Annotated in this window: 15 protein-coding genes, 15 tRNA genes and 1 rRNA gene; 29 read left to right on the top strand and 2 right to left on the bottom strand. The window is 35.9% G+C overall.

The genetic code is table 11. The features are described 5' to 3' along the window. The 28 genes from FYJ58_RS02665 to FYJ58_RS02535 all read left to right on the top strand — a co-directional run. Window positions 1-110 (top strand): 23S ribosomal RNA (locus FYJ58_RS02665); the annotation flags it as partial. A 103-nt stretch (window positions 111-213) separates the two neighbouring features. Next, window positions 214-285: transfer RNA gene (locus FYJ58_RS02660), tRNA-Asn, on the top strand. A gap of 49 nt (window positions 286-334) precedes the next feature. Continuing rightward, a tRNA-Glu gene (locus tag FYJ58_RS02655) sits at window positions 335-406 on the top strand. Between the two features lie 24 nt (window positions 407-430). Next, window positions 431-504: transfer RNA gene (locus tag FYJ58_RS02650), tRNA-Ile, on the top strand. Window positions 505-546: 42 nt separating this feature from the next. After that, a tRNA-Thr gene (locus FYJ58_RS02645) sits at window positions 547-619 on the top strand. Window positions 620-635: 16 nt separating this feature from the next. Then, window positions 636-709: transfer RNA gene (locus FYJ58_RS02640), tRNA-Asp, on the top strand. A 40-nt stretch (window positions 710-749) separates the two neighbouring features. Continuing rightward, window positions 750-822 (top strand) — tRNA-Val (locus FYJ58_RS02635). A 5-nt stretch (window positions 823-827) separates the two neighbouring features. Next, window positions 828-914: transfer RNA gene (locus tag FYJ58_RS02630), tRNA-Leu, on the top strand. Window positions 915-930: 16 nt separating this feature from the next. Continuing rightward, window positions 931-1,004: transfer RNA gene (locus FYJ58_RS02625), tRNA-Arg, on the top strand. 319 nt (window positions 1,005-1,323) lie between these two features. Further along, complete coding sequence (locus FYJ58_RS02620; protein ID WP_154516812.1) at window positions 1,324-1,800, top strand: chemotaxis protein CheX; 477 nt, start codon at window positions 1,324-1,326, stop codon at window positions 1,798-1,800. A 107-nt stretch (window positions 1,801-1,907) separates the two neighbouring features. Then, window positions 1,908-2,405, top strand: a complete 498-nt coding sequence (locus FYJ58_RS02615) for a DUF1700 domain-containing protein (RefSeq protein WP_154516809.1) — start codon at window positions 1,908-1,910, stop codon at window positions 2,403-2,405. 306 nt (window positions 2,406-2,711) lie between these two features. Next, window positions 2,712-2,885, top strand: a complete 174-nt coding sequence (locus FYJ58_RS14690; protein ID WP_205839134.1) for a hypothetical protein — start codon at window positions 2,712-2,714, stop codon at window positions 2,883-2,885. Window positions 2,886-3,047: 162 nt separating this feature from the next. Beyond that, window positions 3,048-3,380: a rhodanese-like domain-containing protein gene (locus FYJ58_RS02610; protein WP_205839133.1), complete on the top strand. Its 333-nt coding sequence runs from the start codon at window positions 3,048-3,050 to the stop codon at window positions 3,378-3,380. An 88-nt stretch (window positions 3,381-3,468) separates the two neighbouring features. Continuing rightward, window positions 3,469-4,620, top strand: a complete 1,152-nt coding sequence (locus FYJ58_RS02605; RefSeq protein WP_154516803.1) for a THUMP domain-containing class I SAM-dependent RNA methyltransferase — start codon at window positions 3,469-3,471, stop codon at window positions 4,618-4,620. Window positions 4,621-4,697: 77 nt separating this feature from the next. After that, a complete protein-coding gene (locus FYJ58_RS02600) occupies window positions 4,698-5,873 on the top strand; it encodes an N-acetylmuramoyl-L-alanine amidase family protein (protein ID WP_154516801.1) in 1,176 nt (391 codons plus the stop codon). Then, entirely contained in the window at window positions 5,863-6,468 is a 606-nt protein-coding gene (locus FYJ58_RS02595; RefSeq protein WP_154516798.1) for an XTP/dITP diphosphatase, read from the top strand. Before FYJ58_RS02600 ends, FYJ58_RS02595 begins: the two co-directional genes overlap by 11 nt. A gap of 3 nt (window positions 6,469-6,471) precedes the next feature. Then, on the top strand, window positions 6,472-6,954 hold the full coding sequence (locus FYJ58_RS02590; RefSeq protein ID WP_154516795.1) for a metallophosphoesterase: 483 nt from the start codon (window positions 6,472-6,474) through the stop codon (window positions 6,952-6,954). A 487-nt stretch (window positions 6,955-7,441) separates the two neighbouring features. Continuing rightward, window positions 7,442-7,516: transfer RNA gene (locus tag FYJ58_RS02585), tRNA-Pro, on the top strand. An 18-nt stretch (window positions 7,517-7,534) separates the two neighbouring features. After that, window positions 7,535-7,605, top strand: a tRNA-Gly gene (locus FYJ58_RS02580). Between the two features lie 32 nt (window positions 7,606-7,637). Continuing rightward, a tRNA-Arg gene (locus tag FYJ58_RS02575) sits at window positions 7,638-7,711 on the top strand. 62 nt (window positions 7,712-7,773) lie between these two features. Then, window positions 7,774-7,847 (top strand) — tRNA-His (locus tag FYJ58_RS02570). A gap of 33 nt (window positions 7,848-7,880) precedes the next feature. Beyond that, window positions 7,881-7,952: transfer RNA gene (locus FYJ58_RS02565), tRNA-Gln, on the top strand. Window positions 7,953-7,957: 5 nt separating this feature from the next. Continuing rightward, window positions 7,958-8,030 (top strand) — tRNA-Lys (locus tag FYJ58_RS02560). Between the two features lie 9 nt (window positions 8,031-8,039). Next, window positions 8,040-8,119, top strand: a tRNA-Leu gene (locus FYJ58_RS02555). 397 nt (window positions 8,120-8,516) lie between these two features. Beyond that, a complete protein-coding gene (locus FYJ58_RS02550; protein ID WP_154516792.1) occupies window positions 8,517-8,921 on the top strand; it encodes a CBS domain-containing protein in 405 nt (134 codons plus the stop codon). 11 nt (window positions 8,922-8,932) lie between these two features. Next, on the top strand, window positions 8,933-9,949 hold the full coding sequence (locus FYJ58_RS02545; RefSeq protein WP_154516789.1) for a tetratricopeptide repeat-containing glycosyltransferase family 2 protein: 1,017 nt from the start codon (window positions 8,933-8,935) through the stop codon (window positions 9,947-9,949). Next, the gene (locus FYJ58_RS02540; RefSeq protein ID WP_205839132.1) at window positions 9,949-10,404 is read left to right on the top strand and encodes a signal peptidase II; all 456 of its coding nucleotides are present in this window, start codon (window positions 9,949-9,951) and stop codon (window positions 10,402-10,404) included. The genes FYJ58_RS02545 and FYJ58_RS02540 overlap by 1 nt, the downstream gene beginning before the upstream one ends. Before the next feature lie 14 nt (window positions 10,405-10,418). After that, the gene (locus FYJ58_RS02535) at window positions 10,419-11,801 is read left to right on the top strand and encodes an aminopeptidase (RefSeq protein WP_154516783.1); all 1,383 of its coding nucleotides are present in this window, start codon (window positions 10,419-10,421) and stop codon (window positions 11,799-11,801) included. 96 nt (window positions 11,802-11,897) lie between these two features. Here the strand turns inward: FYJ58_RS02535 and brnQ are convergent, their stop codons facing one another. Together brnQ and ftsH are read right to left on the bottom strand one after the other, a co-directional pair. Then, on the bottom strand, window positions 11,898-13,220 hold the full coding sequence (gene brnQ, locus FYJ58_RS02530; RefSeq protein WP_154516781.1) for a branched-chain amino acid transport system II carrier protein: 1,323 nt from the start codon (window positions 13,218-13,220) through the stop codon (window positions 11,898-11,900). A gap of 120 nt (window positions 13,221-13,340) precedes the next feature. Then, complete coding sequence (ftsH, locus tag FYJ58_RS02525; protein ID WP_154516778.1) at window positions 13,341-15,257, bottom strand: ATP-dependent zinc metalloprotease FtsH; 1,917 nt, start codon at window positions 15,255-15,257, stop codon at window positions 13,341-13,343. A 236-nt stretch (window positions 15,258-15,493) separates the two neighbouring features. Between ftsH and FYJ58_RS02520 the strand changes: the two genes are divergently transcribed. Beyond that, entirely contained in the window at window positions 15,494-17,098 is a 1,605-nt protein-coding gene (locus FYJ58_RS02520) for a CTP synthase (protein ID WP_154516775.1), read from the top strand. Window positions 17,099-17,100 lie beyond the last annotated feature (2 nt).

Below are 17,100 nucleotides of genomic sequence, written 5' to 3'. Positions count from 1 at the left end.
ATAGCGTAAGCTAGTAAGACCCCTGAGAGACGATCAGGTTGATAGGGCAGAGGTGGAAGCATGGTAACATGTGGAGCTGACTGTTACTAATCGGTCGAGGGCTTGACCAAGGAAAGAGGTTGCAAGACCAGGTAAAAGAAGGATGGAATTCAGTGTGTAGTTTTGAAGGTATCAATTAGTTTAGCCTTCGAGTAATTATGCGAGGCATAATATTCCTCGATAGCTCAATGGTAGAGCACACGGCTGTTAACCGTGGGGTTGTAGGTTCGAGCCCTACTCGGGGAGTTAAAAAAAGGTTGACAAGTTTAACTGAATGTGTTAAAATATTTATCGAGGCTCCATGGTCAAGCGGTTAAGACACCGCCCTTTCACGGCGGTAACAGGGGTTCAAATCCCCTTGGAGTCATTTAGAATCAACTACTTTGTGTATGGACCTTTAGCTCAGTTGGTTAGAGCAATCGGCTCATAACCGATCGGTCCTGGGTTCGAGTCCCCGAAGGTCCATTTGAAAGGACTTTGTAGTTCAGAAGAGCGAAAGAGTTCTTTGCCGACGTGGCTCAATTGGCAGAGCAGCTGATTTGTAATCAGCAGGTTATCGGTTCGAGTCCGATCGTCGGCTGTTATTAAAAGAATATGGCCTAGTGGCTCAGTTGGTTAGAGCGCCGCCCTGTCACGGCGGAGGTCGTGGGTTCGAGTCCCATCTGGGTCGTTTAGAATGATACATATTCTATTTTAATTTTATATCCCATGGGATCATAGCTCAGCTGGGAGAGCACCTGCCTTACAAGCAGGGGGTCACAGGTTCGAGCCCTGTTGGTCCCATTAATGCCGGCGTGGCGGAACTGGCAGACGCACAGGACTTAAAATCCTGCGGGACTTATACTCCCGTACCGGTTCGATTCCGGTCGCCGGCATTGAAAAAAATAATATGTGCGTATAGCTCAGCTGGATAGAGCACTTGGCTACGGACCAAGGTGTCGGGGGTTCGAATCCTCTTACGCACGGTAAAGCATCTAGTTTACTAGGTGCTTTTATTGCTTTATAGGAAACTTCGTCTCCTATAAAGCAAAAACGCTCCGCGAGGATGTGCACAGATGCGAAAGGAGTATTGTTGCAAAAAGCATGCAACATGCATCTGGCACGCAAAGTGGAGCAAGTTCCTCATAAGTGAGGGATACAGGGAGTTGAGGTGGACTTGTCCACTTTGTTCTTTTAGAAATTAGCAAATTGAATTTATTGACTTTAATTTGAAAAAGTATATAATAATTTATAACATGAATTTTATAAAGTAAAAAGTGCAGACTAAGAAAGAGAGGTAGATGTATGAAGCAAGGAGTTGATGTAAAATATGTTAATCCGTTTTTGCAATCTGGCCTTTCTATTTTTGAAAGTATGGTGCAGATGAGGCTGGGCATTGGGACTCCTGAAGTCAGCTCGTTAAAGTTTGAGAATACAACTTTTTTAATTCAGGTCGGAGTAACTGGTGAGATGAAAGGTCAGGTTCTTCTTGCAATGACTGCTGATCATGCAAAAGAAATTGCCAGCCGTATGATGGGTGGAATGGAAGTTGCAGAATTAGATGAATTGTCAAGATCTGCGTTAGGTGAATTATCAAATATGATTATGGGTAATACAGCTACATTATTTTCAAATATGGGAATATTGATTGACATTACGCCACCGTTGTCGATGCTGGGTAATCGCTTATCGTTACAGGCAGATGTACAGGCATTGAAAGTGCCACTTACTTTTGAAAATGAAGAGTTTATTAGTGTATATATATGTGTGGCGAAAATGTAGATACATCAATATAGTAAATGTAAGTTGAAATTGCAGAAAGGTTATGATGTAGGGAAACCAAAAGAAATAAAACGGTTAATCAGACTTGATTGTAAATGGAGAATTAGATGAATAAACAAGATTTTTTAGTGACATTAAGGCAACATCTTGCTGGAGAAATACCTGATTATGAAATTGAATCTAATATAAGATACTATGAAGAGTATATTAGTTCGGGGAATGAAAAAGATAAGCTTAATGAACTGGGTGACCCACGCTTAATAGCAAGAACTATTATAGATGCTTATACAGCCTCACAAGGATCGTCGGGATATACTGGATATTATTCAGGAAATGGATATGACGAAGAAGTTTATGATCATGGAAGTAATGAGAGAGATTCTTCTCAATCTGGTTCATCAAAAGGGAACAGCTACACAAAATATTACAGTTGGGATTCTATGAAGTGGTATCAAAAGCTTATTGCTATTGTTATTGTATGTTTAGTATTAGTTGTTGTTTTTGCCATTGCTGCAATTAGTATTAATTTATTAGTTACGGTAGTATTACCGATTTTAGCAATTATTTTTATTGTACGACTTATTATAAGTTTATTTCAGCAGTAATCAAGATGTATATATTGTGAAAAATAAAATATATAAAAAAAGAGAAAATGCCACTAGTTATCTAGTGGTATTTTCTATGAGGGGAGTATAAATAATTAATAAGGGGTCGTGTCATAGCCCTTAAGGGGTGAGCTACAGACACAAGACCGATTATAATACATTTGTATTAGAAATGCAAGTAAAAATACAAAAAAATTACTAGAAAAGTTTTAGAAAGAAAAAAGATTATTTTTAAAGTATAAAAAGGGAGAAAAAGTACATAATAATTTTGTAGCTTAAATAAGACTTTTAAGGAGGAAAATTATTATGGCTAAAAATTCTAATAATGAATATCAAAACAAAACAAGTAACACAACAGGAAGCCAAAACTATAGCAGCAATTCTTCTAAGAATTCATCTCAAAATGATTATCAGAATTCTTCCAAGAATTCATCCCAGAATAGTTCAAAAAACTCATCCCAGAACACTTCTAAAAACTAATTATTTAGAAGTATAAAAATTAAAGAAATGGTTCTATAAGAGTAGAAAAAGACATTATTTTATAACATTTTTTGTTATAGGGTAATGTCTTTTTTACAAATTAGATACAAAAGTGCACATAGTGAAAAAAACAAGAATAGAATAATAGAAAAAGGTGATTTTATGGCATTCGAAACAATATCTCCAAATGAAATGATTGGATATATGGGGAAGAATGGGACTTTAATTATAGATTTGAGGAAAAAAGAAGTCTTTGAAAAAGAACATATATTAGGAGCGATTAACATTCCTTATGAGGCACTTGAACAAAAAATTAGAAGGCTGAATGGATATAAAAATATTATTTTATATTGTGAGAGGGGAAATATAAGTCTGCTTGCAGCGCGTCAGCTAGAAAAAGAGGGAATAAATGTTAAGACATTATATGGTGGGATTCATGGTGCCAGAAGTAAATTGTTGATGGATGGAAGTAAAAATTTTATGGATGGTGAGTGAATATCTATGGATGATAGTAAAATATTCGTTGACGATATTTAAGAAATCGGTCATAATGAAAATGATGAGAACGAAAAGGAGAAAATACATGAGTCAAATGGAATTTATAGCGCCATGTCATTTCGGACTGGAAGCTGTATTAAAAAGAGAAATAAAAGATTTAGGATATGAAATAAGTTCTGTTGAGGATGGAAAAGTAACATTTTTAGGCGATGAAAATACTATTTGTCGTGCAAATATATTTTTGCGTACTACAGAGCGAGTTTTGTTAAAGATAGGAAAATTTAAAGCTACAACATTTGATGAGTTGTTTGAAGCTACAAAAGCACTTCCATGGGAAAATTATATTCCGGTCGATGGAAAGTTTTGGGTTGCAAAGGCGACATCTATAAAAAGTAAATTATTTAGTCCTTCTGATATACAGTCTATTATGAAAAAGGCAATAGTAGAACGTTTAAAGGAAAAATATAATAAAACATGGTTTGATGAAACAGGAGAGTCATTTCCAATTCGAGTGACTATCATGAAGGATGAGGTTACAGTTGGAATCGATACTTCAGGTGATTCTTTACACAAAAGAGGATATCGTTTACTGACGAGTAAAGCTCCGATTACAGAAACTTTGGCGGCTGCATTAATTATGTTGACACCTTGGAGAGAGGATAGAATTTTAGTTGATCCATTCTGTGGGTGTGGGACTATTCCAATAGAAGCAGCTATGATTGGTGCGAATATAGCTCCTGGAATGAATCGTGATTTTATAAGTGAAGGCTGGACTCATTTGGTGGCGAAGAAGGCATGGTATGAAGCAATTACGGAAGCAAATGACAATATACGTGAAGATGTTGAGATGAATATACAGGGCTATGATATTGATGGAAGTATGGTCAGAGCGGCGAGAGAGAACGCCAAACTTGCAGGTGTGGACTCTCATATTCATTTCCAACAAAGACCAATGCAGGATTTGAGTAATCCTAAAAAATATGGTTTTATTATTACAAATCCACCTTATGGAGAGCGTATCGATGAAAAAGCGGCGATGCCAACACTTTATAAGGAAATTGGGGAAACATTTGGGAAATTAGATACTTGGTCTTATTTTATAATTACTGGTTTTGAAGATGCTCAGCGTTATATTGGAAGAAAAGCAGATAAAAATCGTAAAATTTATAACGGTATGATGAAGACCTACTTTTATCAGTACATGGGACCGAAACCTCCGAAAAAAACACAGAAATAATGGTTATTTTACGAAAATATTGCGAAAATGAGAAAGATGTAGTATAATTTTTGCAGTTGTAGGAGGTCATTTGGCAGATGGATGAAAAGACATTAAAAGTGTTAGCAATGAAAAGCATGTCAGCTATGTTAATGGTAGTTTTATTTTCCGTTGTTTTAACACAATATAATAATATAACAATATATGCAAATGAGTCTCTTGCTGAAGTAAGTGAAGATTCCAATTTATATCGTAAGTCTTTAGAGTCTGTTTCAACGGAAGAGTTAAAACGGCAGGAAAAGCAATTAGAAGAAAAAAACCAAATAAGAAAAATTGAGTCTGCAGATGTAGATAAGATAGTAGGTCATTCTTATATTAAACTTGCAAAGCCTTCCGAAGATACATTAAAGATTGCCTGGGAAGATTTATATATGACACGTCAAGTTCGGGTTCGTATGGTAGGATTGGAAGAAAAGTGGATTACAAAGAAAAGTTTATCTTGTGAGGGAACGTTAGAGGAAGCCTTTGAGGATGTTCTTATTTCCTATGAATATGACCCGGATACTTTTTTATATACTGCGGTTGTAGATATAAAACTGAATAATATTTATATCCAGCAGGTATATGAAGATGAAGAAAATGTGTATATTACGTTGCAAGAACCTCGAAGTGTGTATGATAAGATAATAGTTGTTGACGCTGGGCATGGTGGTAACGATATTGGTACATATACAGATGATATGGAATATTATGAAAAAGATATTAATTTAAGCATTGTACTTTATTTAAAAGAACTTTTGGATAAAGAAAAGAACATTAAAGTCTATTACACAAGGCTTTCAGATGAAAAGGTTTATCTGAATCCACGTCTTGATCTTGCAAATGATTTGAAAGCAGATTTATTTATTAGTGTCCATTGCAATTCTAGTGATTATACAAGTGCAAAGGGCAGTGAAGTATTATATTCGACAAAGCATCAAAAGAATTTAGCATTGAAGTCAGACAAGCTTGCAAAGTTATGTTTGGACGAGTTGATAAAAATAGTAAAAACAAAAAATAGAGGAACGGTGAATGGAAACGATATTTATATTGTAGCAAATTCTAAGGTGCCGGTTGCTTTAATTGAAGTAGGTTTTATGAGTAATTCGACGGACATGAAGTTTTTAAAATATGAAAAAAATAGAAAAAAAACAGCGACAGGCATTTATAATGGTATTATGAAAGCTTGTGAGCAATTGGAAACTACAAAGAAAGGAATGAATTATGGAGAATAGGCGATTAATATTTGCAACTGGAAATGAAGGCAAGATGAAAGAAATCAGGATGATTTTGGGTGATCTTGGATATGATATTGTATCATTAAATGATTTGCATTTAGATATTGAGATCGAAGAAAATGGAACTACATTTGAAGAAAATGCAATTATTAAGGCGAAGACAATCATGGAGGCAACAAATGAAATGGTTATGGCGGATGATTCCGGATTGGAGGTAGATTATCTCGATAAAGCGCCAGGGGTGTATTCTGCTCGTTATATGGGAGAAAATACGCCGTATACAGTTAAGAATCATCACATTATGCATTTGTTAAGAGAGGCTAAAGATGAGCAGCGAACAGCACGATTCGTTTCTGTGATAGCGTGTGTGTTTCCAAATGGAGAGGTTATTACTACGGAAGGAACTATTGAAGGAAGGATTGGGTATGAGGAAAAAGGAGAGAATGGCTTTGGATATGATCCGATTTTTTATTTACCAGAGTTTGGTTGTACGATAGCCCAACTAACACTAGAGCAGAAAAATGAAATTAGTCATAGAGGAAAAGCACTGAGAAAAATGCGAGAACGTTTGGAAGAGAAAAGAGGTCTATAATAAATGAAAGTTTTGATTGTAAGCGATTCGCATGGAAAAAATACAAATTTAGACAGAGTGCTTGAACAGGTGTCACCAATTGATATGCTGATTCATTTGGGAGATTTGGAGGGCAGTGAGGATTACATTGAAGCGGTTGCAGAATGGCCTTATGAGCTCGTATCCGGCAATAATGATTACTTTACAGATATTGAGCGGGAAAAGATGATAACGATAGGTTCATATCGTGTCTTATTGACACATGGACATCGGCAACAGGTATATTGCGGGACAGATATGATTAAAGAATGGGCAAAAGAAAAAGGTGCAGATATTGTTATGTTTGGACATACGCATATGCCCTTGATTGAGAATGACGACGATATTATAGCTTTAAATCCGGGAAGTATTTCGAAACCCAGACAAGAAGGGCATATACCAACGTATATGATTATGGATTTAGACCGGACAGGCGTTGCTCACTTTACATTGAATTATTTAAAGTAAAATAACCAGGCTGTTATAAACGGAAGTTTTTTGATGAAAATATTTTTTGTTAAAGAGCTCCGTTTATGACAGTTTTTTACTTTATAGGAAAGTTCGTCTCCTATAAAGTAAAAACGCTCCACTTTGTTTATTCAAGAAATAAAATAAAAATAAAAAATATAAAAAAAATATAAAACAAAAAAGTGGACAAATTTTTTGGCAATAAACTTTAGATTGAAATGAACTCTCCGAAAGAAAAAAATAAAAGAAAAAAATCAAAAAAAATTTTCAAATTTGGAAAAAAAACTAGAAAAAACGAAAAAAAATCAAAAAAAAATCATTTAAAAAACCCAGTAAAATCAAGGGTTTGCACGTCTTGTAAAAAAAAATCAAAAAAAGTTTCAAAAAAGTGTTGACATTTAGTTCTTCATCGCATATAATATATCTTGCGTTGAGGCGATAAAGAAAAAAACAAAAACATAAACGCAAAACAAAAAACCGTTAATAACGGGGTGTGGCTCAGCTTGGCTAGAGCGCTTGATTTGGGATCAAGAGGTCGCAGGTTCGAATCCTGTCACCCCGACTTACAATTTCATATTGTGCGGGTGTAGTTCAATGGTAGAACACTAGCCTTCCAAGCTAGATACGTGGGTTCGATTCCCATCACCCGCTTCGCCAACAGCATTTGCTGATTGACGAAATACGTGCTAGTAGCTCAGTTGGATAGAGCAACGGCCTTCTAAGCCGTGTGTCGGGGGTTCGAATCCCTTCTGGCACGTTTTTACTTGTCAAAAGTAAAGTTGATAAATATGTTTTAAGCATCTTTAGGTGAAAAACATGGTGGGTATGGCGCAGTTGGCTAGCGCGCCAGATTGTGGCTCTGGAGGCCGAGGGTTCGAGTCCCTCTATCCACCTTTATATTTATGTCTAAATATAAAACTTTTTATTGGGCTATCGCCAAGCGGTAAGGCACAGGACTTTGACTCCTGCATTCGCTGGTTCGAATCCAGCTAGCCCAGTTTATGGGATATTAGCTCAGTCGGTAGAGCACTTGACTTTTAATCAAGTTGTCCGGGGTTCGAATCCCCGATGTCTCATTTTTTTATGCGGATGTGGCGGAACTGGCAGACGCGCTAGACTTAGGATCTAGTGGGAGACCGTGGGGGTTCGAGTCCCTTCATCCGCATTAAAAGTGGAAGGCTTCAGAAATAAATTCTGAAGCCTTTTTTGCTTTATAGAAAACTTTGTCTCCTATAAAGCAAAAACGCTCCGCGAGGATGTGCACAGATGCGAAAGGAGTATTGTTGCAAAAAGCATGCAACACGCATCTGGCACGCAAAGTGGAGCAAGTCCCTCATAAGTGAGGGATACAGGGAGTTGAGGTGGACTTGTTCACTTTGTTCTGTTTGTCGAACTTATTAAGAAAAAGAAAAAATTTAATTTTATGTACATTAATTTTAATATTTAGATTGTTGTCAATTAAGTTAGAATGGATTAAAATAAAGATGTTGAGAAAATCTAAATTTTGGGAAGCAAGTTATATTTTTTGATAATTTAGAAAAAGAACACAAGGAGTAAAAGTCATGAACATACTATTTTTTCTAACTCCAAAAAGTGAGGTAGCATATATTGACGACACATGTTACATCCGGCAGGCTTTGGAGAAAATGAAACATTATGGATATACAGCAATACCTATTATTAATGCGGAGGGAAAATATATAGGAACGGCTACAGAAGGGGACTTTCTATGGATGTTTTTAGAACAACGAGAGATGAGTCTTAATGATATTGAACATATGCGTGTGAAAGATATGAAACGAAGAACAATCAATGAACCGGTTAGCATTAATGCAGATATAACTGATTTAATTACTACGGCTATGAAGCAGAACTTCGTTCCTGTTATCGATGATGATAATGTATTTATAGGTATTGTAACAAGGAAAGATATTTTACAATATTGTCACGAAAAAATGTTCAAATAAGGAGAAAACAAATGATTACAATCAGTTTATGTATGATTGTGAAAAACGAAGAGAAGGTTTTGAAACGATGTTTAGACAGCCTTTCTGACATTATGGATGAAATCATTATTGTAGACACCGGTTCGACGGATAAAACGAAAGAGATTGCCCACTTATATACAGATAAAGTATATGATTATGAGTGGAGTGATGATTTTTCTGCTGCAAGGAATTATTCCTTTTCGAAAGCGACAATGGATTATATTTATGTTGCAGATGCAGACGAAGTCATTGATGATAAGAATAGAGAACGTTTTATACAGTTAAAGGAGATTTTGCTTCCTGAGATTGAAATTGTTCAAATGCTTTATTGCAATCAATTAGAATATGGAACAACTTACAATTTTGATGAAGAATATAGACCAAAGCTTTATAAACGGCTTCGAACTTTTATATGGGAAGAGCCTCTTCATGAGGCAGTGCGGTTAGAGCCGATTATTTATGACAGTGATATTCGAATTGAGCATAAACCGCTTGACAGTCATGCCGGAAGGGATTTTTCTATTTTTTTTAAAATGGAGCGGAAAGGACTGCGAATTTCGAAAAAGCTTCATACAATGTATGCAAAGGAATTATTTATTGCTGGAGAATATGAAGATTTTGTTTCTGCTATACCTATTTTTGAAAAAACAATGATAGACGAGAGCCGTTCGTTAGATGAGGTAAAAGAAGCTGCCTGCGTGCTAGCAAGAGCATATCGGTTATTAGGTCGGGAAAAAGAGTTTTTTAAAAATACATTAAAAGAAGTAGCAAGTAATCCCTCTTCTGAAATATGTTATGAATTAGGTGAATTTTATGTATCGGAAGAAGACTATTTAGAAGCCGTTTTATGGTATTATAATGCAGCTTATGAATCTTCTAGTATATTAAATATTCATTGTGGAGGAGATTGGGCATTAGAGAGGCTTGCATTTTGCTACGAGAAGCTGGGAAATTATGAGCAGGCGAAAGCGTTTCAAAAACGAAAAGAGGAATGGGAGGTGTCATAATGAAATGTTTACTTGCAATTGCAGGAATTTTTATCGGTGATGAAAAGATTAAGCAATACATTGAAAAAGAAAAAGAAGAAGGGAAAAGAGAAGAGATTTTAAACGGAACCGTGCTTCTCACAAAGCATCATAATAGAGGTGCTGTTTTCAACTGGAAACAGGAAAATCCGCAGGGAGTATTAATTACTTCTTGCATTGCATTTGGTGGTGTGCTAACCTTATTGGGACAAAGTTTTGTTAAAGACAGCCACCGGATATATAAGCTGGGGCTGTCTGTCATTACAGGAGGGGCATTGAGTAATTTGTATGATAGGATTAAGAGAGGATATGTAGTAGATTATTTTATTATTCAAAAGAAGCCTTGGAATCGAGTGATTTTTAACTTGTCAGATTGGTGTATTTTTATTGGTGGGGCTTTAACCATGCTAGGTTCATTAATGAAGAAAGAAAAGTGAAGGGAGAATGACAAATGGAACTTGGAACTATTGGATGGAATCGTTATAATGAAGCAGAATTAAAAGAATTGGAAAGCTTGAATAAGAGTTATAGAGATTTCTTGGATAAGGGAAAGACAGAAAGAGAATGTGTAAATGAATCAGTTCGAATTGCAAAGGAAGCAGGTTATGTTGACTTAAAAGAAATTTTAAGTCAGAAGAAGGCCTTAAAAGCAGGGGATAAAGTGTATGCCGTAGGAATGAATAAATCAATTATCTGTGTAAATATTGGTACAAAGCCAATGGAAGAAGGAATGAACATTTTAGGTGCACATATCGATTCTCCTAGACTGGATATTAAACAAAATCCTTTATATGAAGAAGAAGGTTTTGCATATTTAGATACACATTATTATGGTGGAATTAAAAAATACCAATGGGTTACAATTCCATTGGCAATTCATGGAGTTGTTGTAAAAAAAGATGGTACGGCTGTGAATGTTGTGATTGGGGAAGAGGAAACAGATCCTGTTCTTTGCATAACAGACCTTCTTGTACATCTTGCCGGAGATCAGTTAGATAAGAAAGCAAATAAAGTAATTGAAGGCGAAGCAATGGACATCTTATTTGGAAGCAAGCCTTTAAAAGGAGAGGAAAAAGACTCTGTTAAAGCAAATATACTTAAATTGTTGAAAGAGAAATATCAAATGGAAGAAGCGGACTTTGTATCTGCTGAATTGGAAGTTGTTCCAGCTGGTAAGGCAAGAGAATCAGGAATTGATTCCAGTATGATAATGGCATATGGTCAGGATGACAGAGTATGTGCGTATACTTCTCTTGTTGCAATGTTAGAGGTAGAACAAGTGGAGAAGACTACCTGCTGTGTATTGGTTGATAAAGAGGAAATTGGAAGTGTTGGTGCAACGGGTATGCATTCTCGTTTCTTTGAAAACACAATTGCAGAGATTATGGCAGCAGTTGAAGAGTATTCAGATCTTAAATTGAGAAGATGTCTTGCTGACAGTAAAATGCTTTCTTCAGACGTAAGTGCAGCATTTGATCCATTATTTGCATCTGCATTTGACAAGAGAAACTCTGCATTCTTTGGTAAAGGAATTGTATTTAATAAATATACCGGAGCAAGAGGTAAGTCCGGCTCTAATGATGCTAATGCAGAGTATGTTGGTCAGATTCGTTCGATTATGGAAAATAATGGTGTAGTATTCCAGACTGCTGAGCTTGGAAAAGTAGACCAAGGTGGCGGTGGTACAATCGCCTACATATTGGCTCAATACGGTATGGAGGTTATTGATAGCGGTGTTGCTGTATTGAATATGCATGCACCTTGGGAAATAACAAGTAAAGTTGACGTATATGAGGCGAAAAAAGGATATGTGGCATTCTTAAAAGAAGCATAAAATTTATTATAATTAGAAAAGTGTTACTTAAAAAATAATCATGAGGAATTAAATGTATATCCTCATGATTATTTTAGTTAGAAGCTTATTTTAAATTTATTTTGTTTTCTGGATATTGACTGAAATAAGAAAATCTAAAAGTATTCCAACGACTATTCCGGTGATTGCCGGCAAAAGCCATGCAAATCCTGCCTGATAAAATGGCAGTCGGGTAATAAGTGGTGTAAGAGTAGGAATAATAATATCTTTTTGTTCTAATACATTAATAATACTTACAAATGTAGTAAATCCAATTGTAATTTTGTATATAATTTTTCTTTTTTGAAACCAATTTGGTAAAAAAGAAAGAATGATTAAAACAATTGCAATTGGGTAAATAGTATTCAGAACGGGAACGGAAAATTCCAGTATCTTATTTAAACCTGCATTTGATATAATTGTACTAATAAGTGCGAAAAAACATACCCATGCGTGATAGGAGATTTTCGGAAGTATTGTGTGGAAATATTCGCTACAACAGCAAAATAATCCAACGCAGGTATTCATGCAGGCAAGTACAAATATAAGTGCAAGAATCAGGGTTCCTAAATCACCAAAAAGATAAGATACCATATTAGTTAATGTTTGTGCACCATTAGTAGAATGTTCGAAAGCTCCGCCTGATATTGCGCCGACATGTGCCAAACCGCCATATACAATTAACAGAAGAATTCCTGCAATAACACCGGAATACATAGTTTCTTTGATTAATGTCTGTTCTTTTTTTACTCCCATTGTTTTGATATTCATGGAAATAATAATTCCAAAATTAAGGGCTGCAATGGTATCCATTGTTTGATAACCATCTAAAAAGCCTTGTGCAATAGAGCGGTTTTGGTAAACACCCTGAACATTTCCATAGCCTCCAATTGGTTTTAGAAGACATCCTATTACAATAATTAAAATTAAAGTAAGCAGACAAGGGGTTGTTATTTTTCCTAATTTATCTGTTAAATTTTCAGGTTTCCATGCAAGGAGCAAGGCAATAAAAAAGAAAATAACAGAATAAAGGAGTGGTATGTAAAAAGGAAGGTCATTCCCGAAAAAAGGAGTTACTGCCATTTCAAAGGAAGTGCTTGCGGTACGGGGAATTGCAAGACAAGGTCCAATTGAAAGGTATATTAACAATGTAAAAAAAGAAGAAAAATATGGGTGGACCCGGTTTGCAAGGTTGCTTAATCCTTGAGATTTGGCAACAGATATTACTCCTAATATTGGGAAGCCAATTGCACTGATTGCAAAACCGATAAAAGCGGTCCAAACATGAGTTCCGGCCTGTGCACCTAAAAATGGTGGAAAAATTAAGTTTCCGGCCCCAAAAAACATGGAAAATAAAGTTAATCCGATTAATAGTTTGTTTTTTTGTGATAAGTTCTCCATAAAATCCTCCAATCATTTTTTACAGTAAAAAACTGCCTTTTTATGTTATCATATTTGTATGAAAAGAACAAATAAAAAGTTAGCGTTGCTGTAAAAAAATAAGCCTGCTAAAAAGCAGACTTATTTTTCGCTCTGTTCATTTTCATTATTTTCATCATTATCATTTTCCGGGATTCCCTTTACTTCATGAAGAATTTTCATGAATTCTTTACCGGTAATTGTTTCTTTTTCAACGAGAAAAGCAGCAAGTTTATCCATAACGTCACGATTTTCACTTAACATACTTTCTGCTTTTTCGTAACATTCTTTTAGAATACGCATTACTTCCTTATCAATTTGGGCAGCAGTGTCATCACCACAGTTTAGGACAGCACGCCCATCTAAGTATTGATTTTCAATTGATTCCAAGCCAATTAGTCCAAATTTATCGGACATACCATATTGAGTTACCATTGCACGGGCCATTTTCGTTGCTTTTTCAATATCGTTTGAAGCACCAGTTGTAACAGAATCAAATACAATCTGTTCAGCAGCACGACCACCACAGAAAGTAATGATGTCGGCAATTAACTCTTTCTTACTCATCAAATATTTTTCTTCTTCAGGAACCTGCATTACATAACCGAGAGAACCCATTGTTCTGGGAACGATTGTAATTTTCTGGACAGGTTCTGCATCCTTTTGAAGAGCAGCGATTAATGCGTGACCAATTTCATGGTATGCAACAATTTTCTTTTCTTCCGGACTTAAAATTCGGTCTTTTTTTTCTTTACCGGCGATGACAACTTCGACAGCTTCGAATAAATCAGCCTGAGAGACCGCATTTCGATTATCTTTAACAGCCATGATGGCAGCTTCATTAATCATGTTAGCAAGGTCAGAACCAACTGCACCCGAAGTTGCAAGAGCAATTGCATCAAGGTCAACGGTATCATCCATCATAACATCTTTTGCATGAACTTTTAAAATATCAACACGACCCTTTAAATCCGGTTTTTCAACAATGATTCTTCTGTCAAAACGACCGGGACGGAGAAGGGCTTTATCAAGTACTTCCGGACGGTTTGTTGCACCTAGAATGACAAGACCTTTTGAAGTATCGAATCCATCCATTTCTGCAAGCAGCTGATTTAGTGTCTGTTCACGTTCATCATTGCCTCCACCGTAACGACTGTCACGGCTCTTACCAATAGCATCAATTTCATCGATAAAAATAATACAAGGAGCCATTTGCTGAGCCTGTTTAAATAAGTCACGGACACGTGAAGCACCAACACCAACGAACATCTCTACAAAGTCAGAACCTGATAAAGAGAAAAATGGAACCTGTGCTTCTCCAGCAACTGCTTTAGCAAGCAGTGTTTTTCCTGTTCCGGGAGGTCCGACTAAAAGAGCTCCCTTAGGAAGCTTTGCGCCGATTTTGGTATATTTGCCCGGACTGTGAAGAAAATCTACCAGTTCATACATGGATTCTTTTGCTTCCTCTTGGCCCGCAACATCTTTAAATGTTACACCAGTTTCTTTTTGAACGTACATCTTAGCCGTACTTTTACCTACGCCCATCATGCCACCGCTATTCTTTGTAATCATGCGGAAACCGAACCAGATGATTACCCACACAAGTAACAGTGGAAAAATATAAACTAAGAAGAAATCTAAAATACTAGTGCCGGTATCTTGTACTTCCGGTTTAATTTCTACACCTGCGTCTAAAAGACGTTTGGAAAGAGCATCAATTGACTCTGCATATCCGGTATAATAAGATATTTTATAGTATCCGGTGTCTTGTGATATTGGAGTAATATCAATCTGATTTGATTTTAATTCAACGGACTTAACCTCACCATTATCCAGCATTTTTAAAAATTTATTGTAGGTGATTTCTTTATGTGAACTTTCTTTGAGCTGATTTGTCATTACAGTAAACATAGCAAACATACAAAGTGCTGCAATTAAAGAAATGATAATGCCTGATCTGTTGTTATTTTTTTTATTTCCGTTTTTATTTTGATTACCTTTATTAAAATTATTATCCATACCTAACCTCCTTTTTAGCTCTACTTCCTACTCATTTTAATTTAAACGGTTTTTAAAATCAAGAGGTTTACATTTTTTTAATAAAACAATATCGTTTGTGGCTATAGATTTGTTTGTTTTTGACATAATAAAAAATAGTGCTGGATTTTTGCCGGTAGATGCTTTATAATTATTATTTAATGGATATTTATGATTAATTTTAGTAGTAATACTTATAAAAGGAGGATATTTTTAGTATGGCTGTCAAATATGTATTCGTCACAGGCGGAGTAGTTTCAGGTTTGGGAAAGGGAATTACCGCTGCATCGTTGGGAAGACTTTTGAAAATGCGTGGGTATAGTGTAACTATGCAAAAATTCGACCCATATATCAATATTGATCCGGGAACTATGAATCCTATTCAGCATGGTGAAGTATTTGTAACTGATGATGGTGCGGAGACAGACTTAGACCTTGGGCATTATGAACGTTTCATCGATGAGAGTCTGACAAAACAGTCAAATGTTACGACCGGAAAAGTATATTGGTCTGTATTGTCAAAAGAAAGAAGAGGAGACTTTGGTGGAGGAACCGTGCAGGTAATTCCTCATATTACAAATGAAATTAAAGAACGTTTTTATCGCAATGACGGATGCGATGATACAAAGATTGCAATTATCGAGGTTGGTGGAACTGTTGGTGATATTGAAAGTCAGCCATTTTTAGAATCAATTCGTCAATTTCAGCATGATATCGGAAGAGAAAATGCAATTTTAATTCACGTCACATTATTACCATATATTAAAGCTTCCGGTGAAATGAAAACAAAACCTACACAAGCCAGTGTAAAGGAATTACAGGGAATGGGGATTCAGCCGGATATTATTGTATGTCGTACTGAGATTCCAATGGAAGATGGTATCAAAGATAAAATTGCTTTATTCTGTAATGTTCCAAGTGACCATGTGTTACAAAATCTCGATGTGGAAACATTATATGAAGCACCACTTGCTATGGAAAAAGAACATTTAGCTGATGTAGCTTGTAAGTGTCTTAATCTGGATTGTCCGGAACCTGATTTAAAAGAATGGGAAGAAATGGTACATGCTTTAAAGAATCCGGAAAAAGAAACAACAGTTGCTTTAGTTGGTAAATATACAGCACTTCATGATGCTTATATCAGTGTAGTGGAAGCATTAAAGCATGGAGCAGTTGCCCATAATGCGAAAGTAAATATAAAATGGATTCCTTCTGAAACTTTGACAAATGAGAATGCAGATGAGCTTCTTTCTGACGTAAGCGGAATTTTAGTTCCAGGTGGATTTGGACATCGTGGAATTGAAGGAAAAATTGTTGCAATCAAATATGCAAGAGAACATAAGATTCCTTTCTTAGGATTATGTCTTGGTATGCAGCTTGCAATCGTTGAATTTGCAAGAAATGTAATAGGATATAAAGATGCTCACAGTGCAGAGCTTGATCCATCTACAACTCATCCTGTCATTCATTTAATGCCAGAACAAGATGGTATTGAAGATATAGGAGGAACATTACGTTTAGGGGCATATCCTTGCGTATTGGCTAAAGATAGCAAAGCATATGAAGTATATGGAACAGAAAATATTGAGGAAAGACATAGACATCGATATGAAGTAAACAATTATTACAGAGAGGAACTGATTAAGTCTGGCATGAAACTTTCCGGATTATCTCCAGATGGAAGAATTGTTGAGATGATAGAATTACCGGAGCATCCTTGGTTTATAGCTACTCAGGCTCATCCTGAATTTAAATCCAGACCAAATCGCCCTCATCCATTATTTAAAGGATTTATTGGGGCTGCATTGAAAGCCGGAAAATAAGA

Origin of the sequence: Velocimicrobium porci, assembly GCF_009696045.1 — a bacterium.
In the GTDB taxonomy this organism is placed as follows: domain Bacteria; phylum Bacillota; class Clostridia; order Lachnospirales; family Lachnospiraceae; genus Velocimicrobium; species Velocimicrobium porci.
This window is presented reverse-complemented; position numbering and strand designations above follow the sequence as displayed.

Coding starts and splice junctions, on each gene's coding strand:
- FYJ58_RS14690 (WP_205839134.1), top strand. CDS start 2,712: ATGGCTAAAAATTCTAATAATGAATATCAAAACAAAACAAGTAACACA.
- FYJ58_RS02590 (WP_154516795.1), top strand. CDS start 6,472: ATGAAAGTTTTGATTGTAAGCGATTCGCATGGAAAAAATACAAATTTA.
- FYJ58_RS02535 (WP_154516783.1), top strand. CDS start 10,419: ATGGAACTTGGAACTATTGGATGGAATCGTTATAATGAAGCAGAATTA.
- FYJ58_RS02615 (WP_154516809.1), top strand. CDS start 1,908: ATGAATAAACAAGATTTTTTAGTGACATTAAGGCAACATCTTGCTGGA.
- FYJ58_RS02605 (WP_154516803.1), top strand. CDS start 3,469: ATGAGTCAAATGGAATTTATAGCGCCATGTCATTTCGGACTGGAAGCT.
- FYJ58_RS02620 (WP_154516812.1), top strand. CDS start 1,324: ATGAAGCAAGGAGTTGATGTAAAATATGTTAATCCGTTTTTGCAATCT.
- FYJ58_RS02550 (WP_154516792.1), top strand. CDS start 8,517: ATGAACATACTATTTTTTCTAACTCCAAAAAGTGAGGTAGCATATATT.
- FYJ58_RS02545 (WP_154516789.1), top strand. CDS start 8,933: ATGATTACAATCAGTTTATGTATGATTGTGAAAAACGAAGAGAAGGTT.
- brnQ (WP_154516781.1), bottom strand. CDS start 13,220: ATGGAGAACTTATCACAAAAAAACAAACTATTAATCGGATTAACTTTA.
- FYJ58_RS02600 (WP_154516801.1), top strand. CDS start 4,698: ATGGATGAAAAGACATTAAAAGTGTTAGCAATGAAAAGCATGTCAGCT.
- FYJ58_RS02540 (WP_205839132.1), top strand. CDS start 9,949: ATGAAATGTTTACTTGCAATTGCAGGAATTTTTATCGGTGATGAAAAG.
- ftsH (WP_154516778.1), bottom strand. CDS start 15,257: ATGGATAATAATTTTAATAAAGGTAATCAAAATAAAAACGGAAATAAA.
- FYJ58_RS02595 (WP_154516798.1), top strand. CDS start 5,863: ATGGAGAATAGGCGATTAATATTTGCAACTGGAAATGAAGGCAAGATG.
- FYJ58_RS02520 (WP_154516775.1), top strand. CDS start 15,494: ATGGCTGTCAAATATGTATTCGTCACAGGCGGAGTAGTTTCAGGTTTG.
- FYJ58_RS02610 (WP_205839133.1), top strand. CDS start 3,048: ATGGCATTCGAAACAATATCTCCAAATGAAATGATTGGATATATGGGG.